General features: G+C 37.5%; 11 protein-coding genes. 10 read left to right on the top strand and 1 reads right to left on the bottom strand.

Going from position 1 to position 17501, the window contains the following annotated elements; translation table 11 throughout:
- Positions 1 to 161: 161 nt before the first annotated feature.
- The 6 genes from RE476_RS02870 (at position 162) to RE476_RS02845 (ending at position 9864) form a co-directional block, all read left to right on the top strand.
- Positions 162 to 1316 carry a TRM11 family methyltransferase gene (locus RE476_RS02870; protein ID WP_309308896.1) on the top strand — a complete coding sequence of 385 codons (1155 nt, stop codon included), beginning with the start codon at positions 162 to 164 and terminating at the stop codon, positions 1314 to 1316.
- Positions 1317 to 1565: 249 nt separating this feature from the next.
- Positions 1566 to 2489, top strand: coding sequence for a hypothetical protein (locus tag RE476_RS02865; RefSeq protein ID WP_309308895.1), 924 nt, complete (start codon positions 1566 to 1568; stop codon positions 2487 to 2489).
- Positions 2486 to 4594 carry an ATP-binding protein gene (locus RE476_RS02860; RefSeq protein WP_309308894.1) on the top strand — a complete coding sequence of 703 codons (2109 nt, stop codon included), beginning with the start codon at positions 2486 to 2488 and terminating at the stop codon, positions 4592 to 4594. The genes RE476_RS02865 and RE476_RS02860 overlap by 4 nt, the downstream gene beginning before the upstream one ends.
- A 494-nt stretch (positions 4595 to 5088) precedes the next feature.
- Positions 5089 to 6354, top strand: coding sequence for a class I SAM-dependent methyltransferase (locus tag RE476_RS02855; protein WP_309308893.1), 1266 nt, complete (start codon positions 5089 to 5091; stop codon positions 6352 to 6354).
- Positions 6351 to 8612 (top strand): ATP-binding protein, encoded by a 2262-nt coding sequence (locus RE476_RS02850; protein ID WP_309308892.1) that lies wholly within the window; start codon positions 6351 to 6353, stop codon positions 8610 to 8612. Before RE476_RS02855 ends, RE476_RS02850 begins: the two co-directional genes overlap by 4 nt.
- 1 nt (position 8613) lies before the next feature.
- A complete protein-coding gene (locus tag RE476_RS02845; RefSeq protein ID WP_309308891.1) occupies positions 8614 to 9864 on the top strand; it encodes a hypothetical protein in 1251 nt (416 codons plus the stop codon).
- A 187-nt stretch (positions 9865 to 10051) separates the two neighbouring features.
- Here RE476_RS02845 and RE476_RS02840 read toward each other — a convergent pair whose 3' ends face one another.
- Positions 10052 to 10192 (bottom strand): hypothetical protein, encoded by a 141-nt coding sequence (locus tag RE476_RS02840; protein WP_309308890.1) that lies wholly within the window; start codon positions 10190 to 10192, stop codon positions 10052 to 10054.
- Between the two features lie 216 nt (positions 10193 to 10408).
- On the opposite strand from RE476_RS02840, the gene RE476_RS02835 reads away from it, so the two are divergent.
- From RE476_RS02835 to RE476_RS02820, 4 genes are read left to right on the top strand one after another with little or no spacing between them, the layout of a single operon-like run.
- Entirely contained in the window at positions 10409 to 11893 is a 1485-nt protein-coding gene (locus tag RE476_RS02835) for a type I restriction-modification system subunit M (RefSeq protein ID WP_309308889.1), read from the top strand.
- Entirely contained in the window at positions 11890 to 13371 is a 1482-nt protein-coding gene (locus RE476_RS02830; RefSeq protein ID WP_309308888.1) for a type I restriction-modification system subunit M, read from the top strand. Before RE476_RS02835 ends, RE476_RS02830 begins: the two co-directional genes overlap by 4 nt.
- A gap of 1 nt (position 13372) precedes the next feature.
- Positions 13373 to 14614, top strand: coding sequence for a restriction endonuclease subunit S (locus tag RE476_RS02825; RefSeq protein WP_309308887.1), 1242 nt, complete (start codon positions 13373 to 13375; stop codon positions 14612 to 14614).
- Complete coding sequence (locus RE476_RS02820) at positions 14604 to 17501, top strand: type I restriction endonuclease subunit R (protein WP_309308886.1); 2898 nt, start codon at positions 14604 to 14606, stop codon at positions 17499 to 17501. The genes RE476_RS02825 and RE476_RS02820 overlap by 11 nt, the downstream gene beginning before the upstream one ends.

The following is a 17501-nucleotide window of genomic DNA, read 5'->3' as shown; positions in this document are numbered from 1 at the left end:
TTTTGTTTTTCATAAATATCTAAAGCTATTTTACAACTGAAAAAGTGTAAGCCATTAATCATTTCGTTTTTTTGATTCAGAATAGTAACAATTGGAAGAACATATAAAAATATTTATACCATACGACTGATATATATAATAAAAACCATAGAGGGAAAAAAATGACAACAAACAATCAGTCTGAAAATGGTTTATCTTTCCCTCTAGAAGACCTTCCTAAAAAAACAAATCCCTATTTAAGGTTAAATACGATTTGCCCTTATTATACAATGTTTCCTCTTAACTTTCCATTTGATGTTTTGAAGGACGCAAAACTTGGAGATAGGATTTTAGACCCGTTTTGTGGAAGAGGAACAAGTAATTTTGCTGCCAGATTGAGAGGACTTTCCTCTGTAGGGCTTGACGCAAGCCCTATTGCATGGGCCGTAGCTCTTGCAAAATTTACAAACATAAGCCCTGAAGAAATCGTTGCTTTGTGCCATAGAATACTTGTAAGTAACGATGAACCAGAACATGTCCCTGAAGGAGATTTTTGGGAACTTTGCTATCATCCCTCTACTTTAATTCAGATATGCAAGCTGAGAGAAACATTCTTGAACGAGTGTGATACTGAGGCAGCAATTGCATTGCGTGCTTTAACTTTAGGTATCCTTCATGGACCGAGAAATAAAACAATTGATTCATATCTATCAAATCAAATGCCTAGAACATATGCCTCAAAGCCAAACTATTCTGTGAAATACTGGAAAGAGCATGGACTGTTGCCAAAAAAAATAGATTTATTGGATGTTGTCAAAAGGAGAGCATATTACTCATTAGCATCATTACCACCTTCTGTAGACGGCGGGGTTCTGAAAGTAGACAGCCGTGAACAAATACAAAATTATTCGTTGGGTGAGTTCGACTGGGTAATTACATCTCCTCCTTACTATAACATGAACACATATATCCCCGATCAGTGGATAAGAAACTGGTTTTTAGGTGGAGAAGAGAGAGTTGAATATACTTCATCTGAACAATTATCCCATTCTACAACAAACAAATTCAGTTATGAATTAGCGAAAGTGTGGAAAAACGTTGCAGATGTGTGTAATCCAAATGCTAACTTAATCATCCGTTTTGGATCTCTACCAAGCAGTCCTTATAATCCATCAGAGTTGCTACAAGATTCTTTAGAGAAGGCCGAATGTGGTTGGGAAATAAAGAATATCAAATCTGCTGGCACATCAGCAAATGGATATCGTCAGTCAGAACAATTTAAGAAAAATTTAGGCACTGCCACTGAGGAAATAGATTTACATGCCGTTTTGAGGTGATAACGGACGTTTGACATTGACACCCTCCCCGAATTAAAAAAAGCAATATATGAAACAACTCAGGCGGACAAAAAGATACTTGATGCATTAAGACGAGAAGTTCATTCATTTGCAAGCGAAGTACGGACGATTAAGCCATATACCACTACAGCGGTTTCACTTGTTGCAAGTGACGGAGGGAACAACCAGCTCTCATTTGATCCTTTTTATGTACAACTCGTTCGTGTTACTGACTCTTATGGGAAAGAATTGTGTGTAGATGCTGTATCACCTTCAACAGACACTGATGAATTAGGTAAAGCTCAATTTAATCCAGATGGAACTCCTAAAACTGCCCTTGGAAAAATGATGATGGATCTTGGTGTAAACGATCCACCTTTTTTGAATCGACTAAGCCCCATGATTCCCAAAGGGAGTGACATACGAGATAATCCTGATTCGGTCTCACCCGGGTGGGTAATGACTTATAGAGACCTTTGTGAATGGGCTGTATTGTATGAACGGATTTGTCATACGAATTTTGCCACTGACACCCTAATCGTAAGAGATGGACTTCTAAGAAGCAAGATTTTTTCCGGTGAGCTGTTCATTAAGTGGCGAAAAAATGTCGAAAACGCCATGGATAGAATCTATAAAGAAGACCATCGTCGTGTGTTCCTTGTTGGTTTAGCTAAACATAGTAAAGTAATTACACGTTACCAACTGGCAATGGCAATAGATAATGTATTTCCTTCAGGTGATGCCAGATTTGTCAGAATTCCCCGTGATCTGGAGGCCAAAGCTTATATTTGGAATGAATATGCCAGGGGAGCAGAAGCCGAAGGAAAAGATGTTGAAGCTCCTAAATTTGTAGCAGGAGACATGTTCCTTGTTAGATTTGGGCCTATGGACGGTGATCCCATATGGGCGGTGGATATATTTTCAAAACAGAAAGATGATGCATCCGAGATATTCGGATATCTTCTCAACGATGCCATTGATGGTTTTCCAGTTCCTTTTTACCCACGATGTTTACAAAAAGCTCACGAATTTGCTCAAGTAGTTGATTTTGATTTAGAGATATTTCAAGACCATATATTCGAAGCTGTTCGAGATCTCCTTCCTAATGAAAAGAAATGTATTGTTGATTCTTGGAGATTCCGTTCTGATCTTTCCATGAGGCGATATGGATGAAACTGTTTCCCAAAGATAAAATAGTTGGTATTTTTCGAGGCTTCAGCCAAGGCGGCATGGAGTTTCATGCAGAAATAATGCTTCCTTATAGAAATGAATTTCAAAGTGCTCCTATGCACGGACAATTCCTATTGGTACAGCTAGAACACGAAAACGAAGCAGTGCTGGGAAGAATAACATCCATATCATCTGAAGGTAGACTTGCTTCGAGTTCTGGAGAAGATTATGGTATCCGTGCTATTGCTGATGATAGAGTAATTCCAGAAGATTTACGCAAACAATATCTAAAATACCGTGTTGACATTCGTGTGCTTGGTGTTGTAAGAGTTGAAGATGGAACTATTGTTTTTGCACCCTCGCATAGAAGACTACCACATGTTGGAAGTAAGGTTGCTTTCCTTTCAGATGAAATTATAAGAGAGATTGCAGGGCATAATTTGGATGGTGTGGAGATTGGATTTTTTGCACTTGGAGAGTTCGTATATGCTGGAACTGATGAACGACTGAAACACGAACCGTGGATTAGAATAAAAAATCCACCTATAATTCCACGATTCCAAATCAATAACCTTGTTTCTAGAAGATCTTTTATTTTTGCGAGAGCAGGATTTGGTAAATCAAATCTTAATAAGCTATTATTCAGCAATTTGTATAAAGAAACTCCTACTATTGAAAAACGTGGTGGAAAGCAAGTACCTGTAGGTACAATTGTTTTTGATCCTGATGGAGAATATTACTGGCCAGATGATAAAGACAGACCTGGGCTTTGTGATGTTCCGGAGCTGGAAAACAAACTTGTTGTTTTTACAAAGAAAAAAGGTCCTAGTGAGTTCTATAATTCATTTGTGGCTTCGGATATTAAGCTTGACATTCGTAGACTGAAACCAAGTGACGTTATTTCTATAGCCTTAAGTCCTGATAAACAAGAACAACAGAACGTTAGAAAATTAAAGAGTCTTAGCGATCAAAACTGGAGTGAACTAGTTGATTTAGTTCATGAAAATGGCAACCTTGCAGATGGTGAGAGGCTAAAAGCTCTACTGCACCTGGACTCAGATCAAAATGTAGAAATGGCTGCTGCTCGAGCCAACATGACAGCAATAGTACGTATGTTGCATAATCCTGGAAGTTCGATGCTAGATATGCTTTTGTTCAGTCTTCGATCAGGTAAACTTTGCATAATTGATATATCACAGTTGAGGGGTGAACCAGCGCTAATTCTCTCAGGTATCATTCTTCAAAAGATATTCGAGTTCAACCAAGATCAATTTACAAGTGCATCTCCTGAGACCATCCCTACAATTGCAGTAGTGGAAGAAGCTCAATCTGTACTTGGGAATTCTGGTAGTTCAAGACCTTATGTGGAATGGGTCAAAGAAGGTCGTAAATATGATTTGGGAGCAGTGTTGATTACTCAACAGCCCGGCAGCATATCGAATGAAATATTGAGTCAAGGAGACAACTGGTTTGCCTTTCATTTAATCTCAGCCGGTGATCTTCAAGCTCTGAAAAGAGCAAATGCTCATTTTAGTGATGATATTCTAAGTACCCTGTTAAATGAGCCAATTGTTGGAAATGGCGTTTTTTGGAGTAGTGCAGGAGGAAAAAGTTACCCACTTCCAATCCGTGTGATGTCTTTTGAAGAGCTATATAGTGTTAGAGATCCGAGTTATAATAAGTCTTCAGTAAGCAATTTTGTCCAAGAACTTAAGGAGAAATTTGGAAAAGCAACGTACAAAAAAGAAATAGTGAAGACATCAGCGGATTCGGTACCTACAACTACTGAAGATGGGATTGTTATTGAGGAAGATGACGAAACTGTAGATCTTCTCGAAACTTACATTAACTCTGTAATTGAAACGTTCAAAAACGACACGATTACGATATCTGAAATAAAGCATCATGGTAAACCCTGGTATGGTATTCAAGTAATAATAAGTCAACTTTTGCCTGACATTATCGAAAAAAAAGAAAGGCTTCAAATCGCTTACAATAATATGGCGAGAATACTTAACACAACTTTTGGCGAAGGAAATTGGGACACCGAACTCCGGCCCAAAAGTAAAGGTGAAGGTACTACTCGGTGGGTAATAATCAAAGAATGATATCACTGAATTAGTAACTATGATTCTCAAATCGCATTCTATTAACTCGGAATAGGCTGAGAGGGGGATTTTACCACGCAATTTAAAGCCTAACTACTCACTGCACTACAAATATAGGACATGTTGGACATGAAGTATTCCACATTACTTATTGATCAAGTTCGAAAGATAAGAGACAATCATATACTTCCTCTTCTTTGTTTGATACTACTATTTCAGCTGCTTTTACAGCCGTTTCCCCATATTTTGCTATCATTTAACCTCTTGGATAATAGCTACATTTGAGGATTCGGTTGTTTAAGCTGCTTTAAATGATGCTGGTGGGAGAAATATCTAAAGGTACTTTGCATTACATGAAGAAGAATGCTGAATATACTGAAAAATATAAAAATCATAATGTAAATAAAGGTATTTAGCAAGTATCATATATTAGTAAGTCATTTAACATTCGAAATCCAATAATACACTTAATATATTTACCAGGAAGAACTTGAATGATTCAAATAACTAATCTTGATGAAGTTGATTTTGATACTATTCCTATTGATTCTTTCTGGAATACAGGGACGGAAAAAGAGTTAAAAATGCATAGAATTCATTCTTACCCTGCAAAATTCCCTGCATTTATCACCACTAAAGCCCTTGAATATGCACACGAAAAATCTCTGGAAACGAAACAAATTGCAGATATATTTTGTGGATGTGGAACGGTTGCCTTTGAAGCTAAGAGGTGTGATATTGATTTTTGGGGTTGCGATATTAATCCAGTTGCGACGTTGATTGCCCGGGCAAAAAGCGATAAATATCAATCTGGAAGACTTGAAAATTATTATAATTCAATTATTAGTTCGTATGATCAAATAGATATTGCCGATGCATGGTATGAATCTGCAAACGAACGTCTGAAGTACTGGTATAATCAGACAAACTATGAAAATCTGTTACGTTTGAAAATGGCAATTAAAGAAGCCACCCCTAATAGCAAATACCGTTTATTTTTCTTATGTGCATTTTCTAATATTCTGAAACCAACTTCAAAGTGGCTCACTAAATCCATAAAACCTCAGGTTGACCCTCATAAAAATCCAGCAGATGTACTTCAAGCCTTTAAAGAACAATATGCTTTCATGGCACTGGCAAATAAAGAAAGCAATCTTTCAAGTAAAGCATCCACAGAGATTGTGACAAAAAATCTACTTGATCCCTCACTTGATAAACCAAAGGTGGACATGATTATAACAAGCCCGCCTTACGTTACATCCTATGAATACGCAGACTTACATCAACTGTCAAGCCTGTGGCTCGATTTTGCAGAGGATTTCCGGGAGTTAAGGGAAGGATCAATAGGAAGTCTTCATCATATTTACAATTTTGAAAGGGAACTAAAAAGGTTAAACAAAACAGGTACACATGTTGTTTTCAGACTAATCGATCAACATAAAAATAAGGCCCGTTCAGTTGCCAAGTACTTCTTAGATATGCAACAAGTAGCAAAATCCTGCTATTCTATGCTAAATAGCGGTGGAATTGCTCTTTTCATTATAGGCAACACTGAATATAAAGGAGTTAAAATCCATAACGCTCAACATCTTGCGGAGTCACTAAAAGATAGTGGTTTCAATGAAATTACAATAACAAAAAGGAAAATTAGTAACAAGATATTGACACCTTATCGAGACGAACAGGGTCGTTTCACAACAGACAAAAGTGGTCGGAAGATATACAGTGAAGAATACATCCTTATCGGGAGGAAATTATGACCAATAAAGAACAATACCCAATACGCCCATATGCGCGTCTTTTAACAATGTTGGGTGATCAGTTAATTAAAAACGAACGCATAGCACTTGTTGAACTTATCAAGAATGCATATGATGCTGATTCTCCCTGGGTGAAAGTATCCTTTAATGGTTTTGATGAAAACCTAAAAAATACTCCTGAATTGGAATCAAAAATAATAATTGAGGATGCAGGAGAAGGAATGACTTTGGGTACAATAACAAAGCATTGGCTTAATCCGGCAACCCCCGATAAAAAAAGAAGAAAGGCCGAAAATGAAAAAACAAGTCGTGGACGCGTTATTCAGGGAGAAAAAGGAATAGGACGTTTTGCTATACTGAAATTAGGCCGGAAAATAAAAATAATCACAAGGGCAAAAGACGAAGATGAAGAGCATGTCATAAATTATGATTTTTCAATATATGATGACGAATTTTTGTCCGAAAATGGAAATCATAAAGACATATTCTTAGATGAGATATCTATCACTGTAGAGAGTCGTGCCCCTAAACAGATAGTCGAAAAAAGTATTTCATTTGGAAATGACCAAATAACTCGACTCTCTCATGGAACCATTATTGAAATTTCTGATCTTAAAGGGAAATGGTCAACTAAGAAGACAGAAGAAGTTTATAGAGACATCACTCGTTTAGAACCTATTTTTTCTGAGATGGATATTGATTCTGGACTTAAAATTAAAGAAAAAGAATTTGAAGTCAAGATGCATGCGGATGCTAGACATCTTACATATGATGCAGATTACAAGGATGAATTAAAAGCACTTATCGAAAATAATTGCGTGTTGAATATTGAAAACGGTTTTTTCGATGATAAAAAGAAATGTTTTAGTTTTACTATTAATGGAGTCAAACATGAGTTAAGTCTTTTTGATCCTTCAATATCTAGTTCTGTTTTTAAAAGTCGCTTTGGTAATGCTGCAAAAGTATTAAATGAAAGGGAAATTGAATGTGGCCCATTCAGGTTTGGTTTTTATATTTTCGACTTAAACAAAGATGCTGATAAAAGATATGAACTTGGAGATAAACAAAAGAAAATTTTGAAGCAACATAGAGTCTATCTATATCGTGATGGAATCAGAGTATACCCATATGGGGAGGCTGAAGATGATTGGTTGCGTATTGATATTTTACGTGGTACGAAAAGCGCAGGCGGTTACCTTAGCAATGACCAAATATTCGGATACGTAAACATTACTCAAAAAGACAACCCAAATCTCAAAGATAAGACAAATCGTGAGGGTTTGATTGAGGAAGGAGATGCTACAGAGGATCTCATTGTTTTGCTGCAAACGATTTTAGTTTATATTCGAAAAGGGCCGTATGCAAGATATCGTCTTGAATTGAAAGATAAAAATGAACAAAAAAATGCACAAGATATATTAAAAAATGCACAGGTGGACAAAGAGTTTTATGAGCTTAAAAAGGCTACCAAAGACAATAAAAAAGTGCATGATTTAGCTATAAAAGCTGAGAAATTATACCACACTGAAAGAGATTATCTTAAAAGGAGAGCAGAAACTACAGAAGATCTTGCAGGTGTAGGCCTCTCAGTTGAAACAGCATCTCACGACATCATGGCTATAATGGAAAGATGTATGATGCAAATTGATTCACTTATCAAAACTGCAATGCATTCAAAATTAAACAAAGATAATCTGCTTGAAGATATGCAATCATTACGTGGGATGCTTTCTTTTATCGAAGCACAATTAAAAGACATACAGCTACTTTTCAGATCGACTAAGAAACGCCGCAAGAACATAAAAGTTAAAGATGTTATTGAAAAAGTAGAACGTATCTATACAAGACTTCTTACTAAAGAAAACATAGAGTTTGAAATTAATGTCATAGGTTCTCCTTTAGTTGCAAAAACGACAGATGCAGTCCTTCTTCAATTGTTCTTAAATCTCTTTGATAATTCTGTTTATTGGCTTCAGCAAGTTTCTAGCACCGACAAAAAAATTCAAATCACACTGGATGGAGACAGTGGAGAATTGATTTTTTCAGACAACGGACCAGGCATTGAACATGATGATATTCCATATATTTTTGAACCTTTTTATTCTGGAAAGGGTGAAGATGGACGTGGACTTGGTTTGTATATTGCCAGACAACTGCTTGAAAGGAACGGATTTTCGATAAATTTAGCAGAGCTTAATTCTGAAAAAATACTCTCTGGGGTTAATTTCGTTGTATCTTTTGTTGGGGAGGACAAATGAAATGCCGACAACAGAACTGTTTAATGGAATTGCAATTATTATTGACGATGAAATAGGGAAAGAAAGCAAAATCAATAATATAATTAATCAGATAGAAGAAAAGAACATTCCGTGTGTAAAATATACTCAGCTTCCTGATCCAAAAATCATAAATCACTTGCAGGGGGTTTCATTTTTGCTTTTGGATTGGACTATTCTAACGGAAGACTTACAGAGCAGCATTTTAGATGGAGTAAAAATTCCTGATGAGCTGAAATCAAAACTCATTGATGAGAACATATCCTTCCTTAAATCTTTGATGGAGAAATGTTTTGCACCAGTTTTTATTTTCTCAAATGAAAGTCCATCTTACATCATTTCCAAATTAAAAGAAAACGACCTATATAGTGATGACAAACCTAATTTTATTTTTGTAAAGAGAAAATCAGATATTGATGACGATAAACTATTTGCCGAAATAAATAGTTGGATTCAAACAACTCCTTCAATCTATGCTTTGAAGGCATGGGAAAAGGAGTATGGTAAAGCAAAAAACCTTCTTTTTTTGGATTTTTACAATATGAGTCACTCTTGGCCAACAATCCTATGGAATAATTTTGAGAATGATGGCGTAAATACATCAAGAGAACTTGGTGAAATTATAAGTAGAAATCTCCATACCAGAATGACTCCTTTCTCTTTTCACGAAGACTATTTAGATATAAAAGATCCTGATATTGAGATGGATGAAATTCGAAAAGTAATAGAAGGAGAACGTTTTATCAGCAATCATAGACTTCACTCAGACTCTATACTAGCTGGAGATGTTTTTGGTGAAAATAATAAGGAGGTTTATCTTAATATAAGGCCGGATTGTGATTGTATTCCTGACAGAAGTAAAGGCGACTCAACTTTGGATGATGTCAAGCTATACCTTATTCGAGGAGACAGAATCACTTTTAAGAAAGAAAGTGATTCTTATATTAAAAGATATGGAAATTTCAGCGAACAAGAAAACACAGCTTTTGTTTTTAGTATGATTGCTGGAAGATCTTACGTATTTAGGTTTAAAGACATACTAATTGCTGACTGGAAGGATTATAAAGATAAGCGCATTGGAAGGCTCTTACCACCCCACATTACTCGCATTCAGCAACGATATTCATTTTACTTACAGCGCCAAGGTCTTCCAAGAACTCCCGAAGTGGCTGTTAACAATGAAAGAAACTCACTGAAAGAAATGTTTAAATTGATGGAAAAATTGTCTGTTTAAGCGATTCACTTTACTCCATCATTTACTTTCACTTTTCTACTAAGCATCAACAAAATACAAATGCTGCTTGTCCGGACAGTACATACCCAATTCCAGTTTCATCCTCTGAATCAAGTCACAACAATATTTTGATGCAACACCTTAGTATTTCTTGAGTATCCTGCAGAAATCGTCTGTCGTCATTCAATCATACATAGTGCCATTTTGTTTCAGAGACAGTGTCGCAGACCTCCATTTCATCAACTTTAATGAGAGACTGTCCTTTCTTGATCTCTTTCACGTCACCACTCACATCATACAATCTTGCATAGTCTCCATCGTTGTTCAAAATATGACCTGTGCCCCAATACAGATCAGTTGCAGTATTTGTTCCCTTTCCTTTGCGGGTACACCGTTATTTTTTATTCCCTCAAACTATGGCCATAATTTAGTTAATTTTATAAAGTTGTTTAACGATTCTAAGTTAAATTGTAGTTATGATAGGTATTTATGCTTAGCTACATGTTTTGTGCACATAAAAACAGAATAAGGAGATACTCCAATAATGGAAAAGATAACTCTTTCAGAACTTGAACAATATCTATGGGATGCAGCAAACATCTTGCGCGGACCTGTAGATGCCTCTGATTTTAAGGCATACATATTCCCGCTTTTGTTCTTCAAGAGAATATCAGATGTCTATGATGAAGAATATAAGCAAGCTTTGGATGAATCTGATGGTGATGAGGAATATGCATCTTTTCCAGAACTACACGATTACATAATTCCTGAAGGTGCTCACTGGGATGATGTGAAGGAGAAAACAACCAATGTGGGTCAGGCACTTCAGCATGCTTTCAGGGAGATTGAAAAGGAAAATCAGGACAAGTTGTACGAGATATTTGGTGATGTTAATTGGAGTAACAAGGATAGATTATCTGATGAGCTTCTGATAGATTTGATTGACCATTTTTCTAGTAAGAACCTTTCCAAGAAGTATGTTGAACCTGATATGCTGGGGCAGGCTTATGAATATCTGATAAAGAAGTTTGCAGATTTGACCAATAGAAAGGCAGGAGAGTTCTATACTCCAAGGACCGTTGTTCATTTGATGGGTAGTATCCTCAAGCCGCAGGAGAAGGAATCCATATATGATCCTGCATGTGGTTCTGGTGGTATGCTACTGGAAGCTTATCATTATGTCAAGAATAAAGGTGGAGATGAGAGGACATTGAAACTCTATGGTCAAGAGAAGAACCTGACAACCTCATCCATTGCCAGAATTAATCTGTTCTTACATGGCGTCCAGGACTTTGAGGTTATCAGAGGCGATACACTGAGAAATCCTTCTTTCCATGAAGGTGATATGCTTTCTCAGTTTGATGCGGTGATAGCCAATCCTCCATTTTCATTGAGTAACTGGGGACATGAACACTGGTCGCATGATCCTTTCGGAAGAAATATTGCAGGCACACCACCAAAGAGTAACGGAGATTATGCTTGGGTTCAACATATGATATCATCCATGGCACCAATTACAGGCAGAATGGCGATTGTGTTGCCTCATGGTGCATTGTTCAGGGGTGGAGCTGAAGGTAAAATCAGGAAAAAGCTGATTGAAAATGATCTGCTGGAAGCTGTGATTGGGCTTGGACCTAACCTGTTTTATGGTACTGGCATCAGTGCATGCATCCTTGTATACAGAAACCAGAAGAATGCAGCAAACAAGAATAAGGTTCTGTTTATTGATGCTGCTGAGCAATACCAGAAGGGAAGGAATCAGAATTTCTTTTTAGAGGAGCATGCTGAGCAGGTCCTTGAATGGTATGAGAAGTTTGAGGATATTGAAGACATCAGTAAAGTAGTAGATGTTGATGAGATCAAGGATAACGAGTTCAACCTCAATATTTCCAGGTATGTCAGGAAGCAACTTGTTGTTGAAGAGATTGACCTTAAAGAGACTTTCCAGGAATTGAATGATGCATACGATGAGTTCCTTGAATCCGAGGAGAAAATGAAAGCTTTACTGAAAGAGGTGGGCGTATTATGAGCAAAACAATATCTCAGCAGGAACTTGAACAGTATCTCTGGGGAGCTGCTGTGCTTCTCCGAGGTGTTATTGATCCTGGAGAGTATAAGAGCATTATATTCCCATTGATGTTCTTTAAGCGTATATCTGATGTTTATGATGAAGAGTATCAGGAAGCTCTTGAAGAGTCTGATGGAGATAAGGAATACGCAGAGTTTGCAGAGAACCACAGATTCCAGGTTCCATTGGGTGCACACTGGGAGGATGTCAGGAATGTTTCCATTGATGTTGGTAAGGCAATAAAGACTGCTATGAGTGAAATTGAAAAAGCCAATCCTGACAGGCTTGCAGGTATTTTCGGTGATACAAACTGGACGAACAAGAATCGTCTGACGGATAAGATTCTTATTGACCTTGTAGAACATTTCTCAACCATCAACCTTTCACTCAAGAGTGTACCACAAGATGAGTTTGGTACAGGCTATGAGTACCTTATCAAAAAGTTTGCTGATGATAGCGGTCATACTGCTGCAGAATTCTATACTAACCGTACAGTTGTACGCCTGATGAGCATGATTGTTGACCCTAAAACAGGCGAGAGTATCTATGATCCAACATGTGGCTCAGGTGGTATGCTACTCAATGCTGCTCTTCTTGCCAAGGAAAATGACCAGGAGTACAGAAACATAAGTCTATACGGACAAGAAATCAATATTATTACCTCAGCAATTGCAAGGATGAATATGTTCCTCCATGGTTTTGAGGACTTCCACATTGTAAGAGGAGATACGCTCTCAAATCCTTCTTTTGTGGAAAATGACAGAGTTAAACAGTTTGATATGGTTCTCGCCAATCCACCGTATTCAATAAAGAAGTGGAACCAGAAAGCCTGGCAACACGACCCTTGGGGCAGAAACATCTATGGAACACCACCCCAGGGATGTGCGGATTATGCTTTCTTCCAACACATCATTTCTTCCCTGAGGGAAGATACTGGAAGATGTGCAATACTCTGGCCGCATGGAATTTTATTTAGGGATGCTGAATTTGACATGAGAAAGCAATTGATTGAATCCGATGTTGTGGATTGTGTTATTGGCCTTGGTAAGAATTTGTTCTATAACTCTGTAATGGAATCTTGCATTGTTGTCTGTTCTAAAAATAAACCTGAAAAGAGAAAAGGAAAAGTTCTGTTTATTAATGGACTTGAACAGGTAATTGAAGAAAAGCAAATGGCCTTCCTATCTGATGAAAATATTCAGACATTATACGAGCTTTACAAGGGATATGAAAATGTCCCTCGTTTATCTCACGTGGCTTCTTTAGATGAAATCAAGAAAAAGGATTTCAGTCTCAATGTACCAATATATGTCCAGAAATACGAGCTAGGCGAAGTTGAAGAGTCTCTTGAAGAGCTAGTCCAACAATGGAATAAAAGTTCCACTGAAATAAAACAACATACTATCGAACTCTTCTCTACCTTGAAGGAGGTAATTTAAAATGATAAGTAATCTCTCAGAAGTACCTCCAAACTGGATAAAAGTAAGATTTGATCAAATTGCGGAAAATATAACTGACAGGATTGAAAAACCAAATGAATCTGGTTTAGAATACTATATCGGACTTGAACATCTTGATACTGATCAAATCAGGATTAAGAGATTTGGTTCTACTGAGGATGTAAAGGCCACCAAATTCCTTTGCAAAAAAGGAGATATCATTTTTGGAAAACGAAATGCATATCTCAGAAAAGTTGCTGTAACAGACAGAGATGCAGTTGTATCTGCTCATTCAATGGTTATCAGACCCATAAGTGATTTAATTGTTCCTGATTTTCTTCCATGCTTCATGCAATCAAGTATTTTCTGGAAAACTGCACATGCTATTTCTGAAGGCTCAATGTCTCCTACAATCAAATGGAAAACACTAGCTAAGCAGGAATTCTATATTCCATCTATTGAGGAGCAGAAGAAGGTATCTGAGGTTTTGTGGGCTATTGAAGGGAATATTGAACATATAGAGAATATTGTAGATATAAGTCAAAATTTCAAAAGAGGACTTTTAAATGAGCTTTTATCCAAAGGGATTGGACATAATAACTCAACAACCATCAAAAATAATGAAATCCCTATAAACTGGGAATTATGTTTGTTCACTGATGCTATCAATGTAAATCCAAGTCGAAAAATATCAAAAGGTAAAATCTGTAAATATGTGGCAATGGAAGATGTGATTGAATTCCACGAAGAAATATGTAATTATTCAGAAAGAGTTTTCAAAAATGGAGGAGCCAAATTTACAAAAGAGGATACTTTACTCGCGAGGATTACTCCATGTCTTGAAAATGGAAAAACAGCATATGTAAACGTACTGGATGAAGATGAAATTGGATTTGGTTCTACTGAATTTATTGTATTATCTGGGAAGAAGGGTGTAACACTAAACAAGTATGTATATTATATTGCAACCTCTCCATTTTTCCGAAAAAATGCCATAGCTTCAATGAGAGGAACCACTGGTCGACAGCGAGTACCCAATGATTTTTTTGATTCGATTCATATAGCTATTCCTCCTATTGAAGAGCAAAAAGAAATAATTGAATTATTAGAGAAATCTGGTGAAAATATTTTAAACTATAAGAGCCATTTAACTTCTGTTATAAATTTAAAGAAAAAATTAACAGATGACTTTTTATCAGGAAACTTAAAAAATCTCCAAGAGGCTCTTCAAAATGTTCAATGAGGAAAATGCAGTCGAGAATTTAGTCAGAGACCTTCTGACAAATATGAGATGGAAATTTGTACCAAGAGAACAGCTTCCAAGAAGTGAAACTGATGTACTGGTAGAAAAGCATCTCATAGATTCTCTTATCAGACTGAATCCTACCATTGCTGAAGATCCAAGCCGTGCTGATGAAGTTCTTTACAAGCTTCGAGCAATCATCCAGAGTGCAAAGGGAATGGGGCTTGTAAGGGCAAATGAAGAGTTTTCCAAATGGATTCGTAATGAAAAGACCATGCCTTTCGGGGAGAACGGAGAACATGTTTCTGTCAGGATCATAGATTATGATAATCTCAAAAACAATGATTTCATTGTAACTACTCAGTACAGCTACAAGACAAATCAGGAGAGAAGACCTGATATTGTTCTGTTGGTAAATGGTATTCCACTGGTAATAGGGGAGGCAAAAAGTCCAGTCAGACCTGCAGTATCATGGGTTGATGGAGCGGTACAACTTGAAGAGTACCAGAACTCTGTTCTTGAGATTTTCGTGCCCAACGTATTCTGCTTTGCAACTGAAGGCAAAGTATATCGTGTTGGCTCCATAAAACTACCAATAGAGAAATGGCAGCCATGGAGAGAGACTGAGGAAGATGCATTCGATCTGCTGGATGAAGTCAAAAGCTCCGTTAATAGGATGCTTAAACCTGAAGTTGTCCTTGAACTACTGAAGGATTTCACCTTGTACAGCACCACAAAAGGCGGTCAGAAGATTAAGATTCTCTGCCGCTATCAGCAGTATGAAGCTGCAAAACAGATTGTACAGAGAGTTATTGATGGAAGAATCAGAAAAGGTCTGATATGGCATTTCCAGGGTTCCGGTAAATCCTTGCTGATGGTATACGCAGCTATGCAACTTCGACGTAACCCTGAGCTCAGAAGTCCTACTGTACTTGTTGTTGTAGACAGAATAGACCTTAATTCTCAGATAAGTGCAACCTTTAACGCTTCCAACGTTCCGAATGTTGTCATGACTGATTCCAGGGAAGAACTGGAACAGCTACTGAAACAGGACACAAGGAAAATCATAATCACAACCATTCATAAGTTCGGAGAAGCTGATGGAGTTCTCAACGACAGGGAAAACATCATAGTCCTTGTTGATGAAGCCCACAGAACCCAGGAAGGAGATCTTGGTCAGAAGATGCGGCAAGCCCTTCCAAATGCATTCCTCTTTGGCCTCACTGGTACACCAATCAACACCAGAGACAGAAACACATTCTGGACCTTTGGTGCTGAAGAAGATGAGAACGGGTATCTTAGCAGATACTCTTTCGAACAGTCTATCATAGACAAAGCAACTCTACCAATCTACTTTGAACCAAGACCAGTAGAATTACACATCAATAAAAAAGCCATTGATGAAGAATTTGAAAGGTTGGCAAAGGAAAATGATCTTAGCTACGGTGACAAATCTGAACTTTCTGACCGTGCAGGAAAATACGGAGTCTTGGCTAAAACCCCTGACAGAATAAGTAGAGTATGTAAGGATATTGTCCAGCATTACAAGAAACATGTAGATCCCAATGATTTCAAAGGACAGGTTGTCGTATGGGATAGAGAAGCCTGCCACCTTTACAAGCAAGAAATTGACAAACACATGCCACCTGAAGAGTCTGCTGTTGTTATGACGCTGAGACAGAAGGACCCCGACGACTGGAAGCAAAGTTATTCTCTGACAGATGATGAACAAGAGAAATTGCTGGACAGGTTCAGAGATCCCAATGACCCACTGAAACTCCTTATAGTAACATCAAAACTGCTTACTGGATTTGATGCACCAATCAACCAGGCAATGTACCTTGATAAACCAATGAAGGACCATAACCTTCTGCAGGCAATCTGCCGTGTTAACAGACCTTACCCAGACAAAGACCATGGATTAATAATAGATTACCTTGGAATATTCGACAATGTAGCATCAGCTTTGGATTTCGATGTAGAGGAAATGAAAACCGTAATTTCCAACATTGAAATGCTAAAAGCAGAGTTCCCACGTGCTTTGGAAACTTGCCTTTCACACTTTGAAGGTGTTGACAGAGCCCTTGATGGATATGAAGGCTTGCTTGCAGCTCAAGATTGTCTGAGAACTGATGAAAGCAGGGATTTCTTTGCAGCTGATTACTCATATTTGTCTCGTCATTGGGAAGCTATATCTCCAGATTCATTTTTGGATCAATATGAGAAGGATTACAAATGGCTTACACAAGTGTATGAATCCATAAGACCGCCAAGTGGAAATGGAAAACTTATCTGGCATGCCCTTGGTGCCAAAACATTGAAACTCATCCATGAGAACGTTACCGTGCAAACAATCAGGGATGACCTTGAAACCCTGATAATGGATGCCAATATTCTCGATCATCTCACGGATAAAGATGCTGATGTAAAAGGGAAGAAGCTTGCCTTGAAGATTGAATGGAGATTACACGTTCACGTAGATGATCCAAGATTCCAGGAGCTCGGGGAAAGACTGGAGAAAGTAAAGGAGATGCATTACAGAAATGCCATCAGTAGTATTGATTTCCTCAAGAAACTGCTGGAGATTGCACGTGACACCGTCAAACTGGAGAGAGAAACAGAAGCAGAGGCAGTTGATGATACAAAGCAAGCATTAACAAAATTATTCCTTGAATGCAAGGTTGAAACGACACCAGCAATCATAGAAAGAATTGTTAATGATATTGATGAGGTTGTTAAATATACCAGATTCGATGGCTGGCAATGGACATCTGCAGGTGAGAGGGATGTTCAAAAGGCGTTAAGTAAGACTTTGTTGAAATATAAGTTGCATAAAGAACGAGAATTGTTTGATAAGGCTTATGAGTATATTAGGGAGCATTATTGA

It is taken from the genome of Methanolobus mangrovi (genome assembly GCF_031312535.1).
Lineage (GTDB): Archaea > Halobacteriota > Methanosarcinia > Methanosarcinales > Methanosarcinaceae > Methanolobus > Methanolobus mangrovi.
The sequence above is the reverse complement of the archived record's forward strand: the minus strand, read 5'-3'. Positions and strand labels throughout refer to the sequence as shown.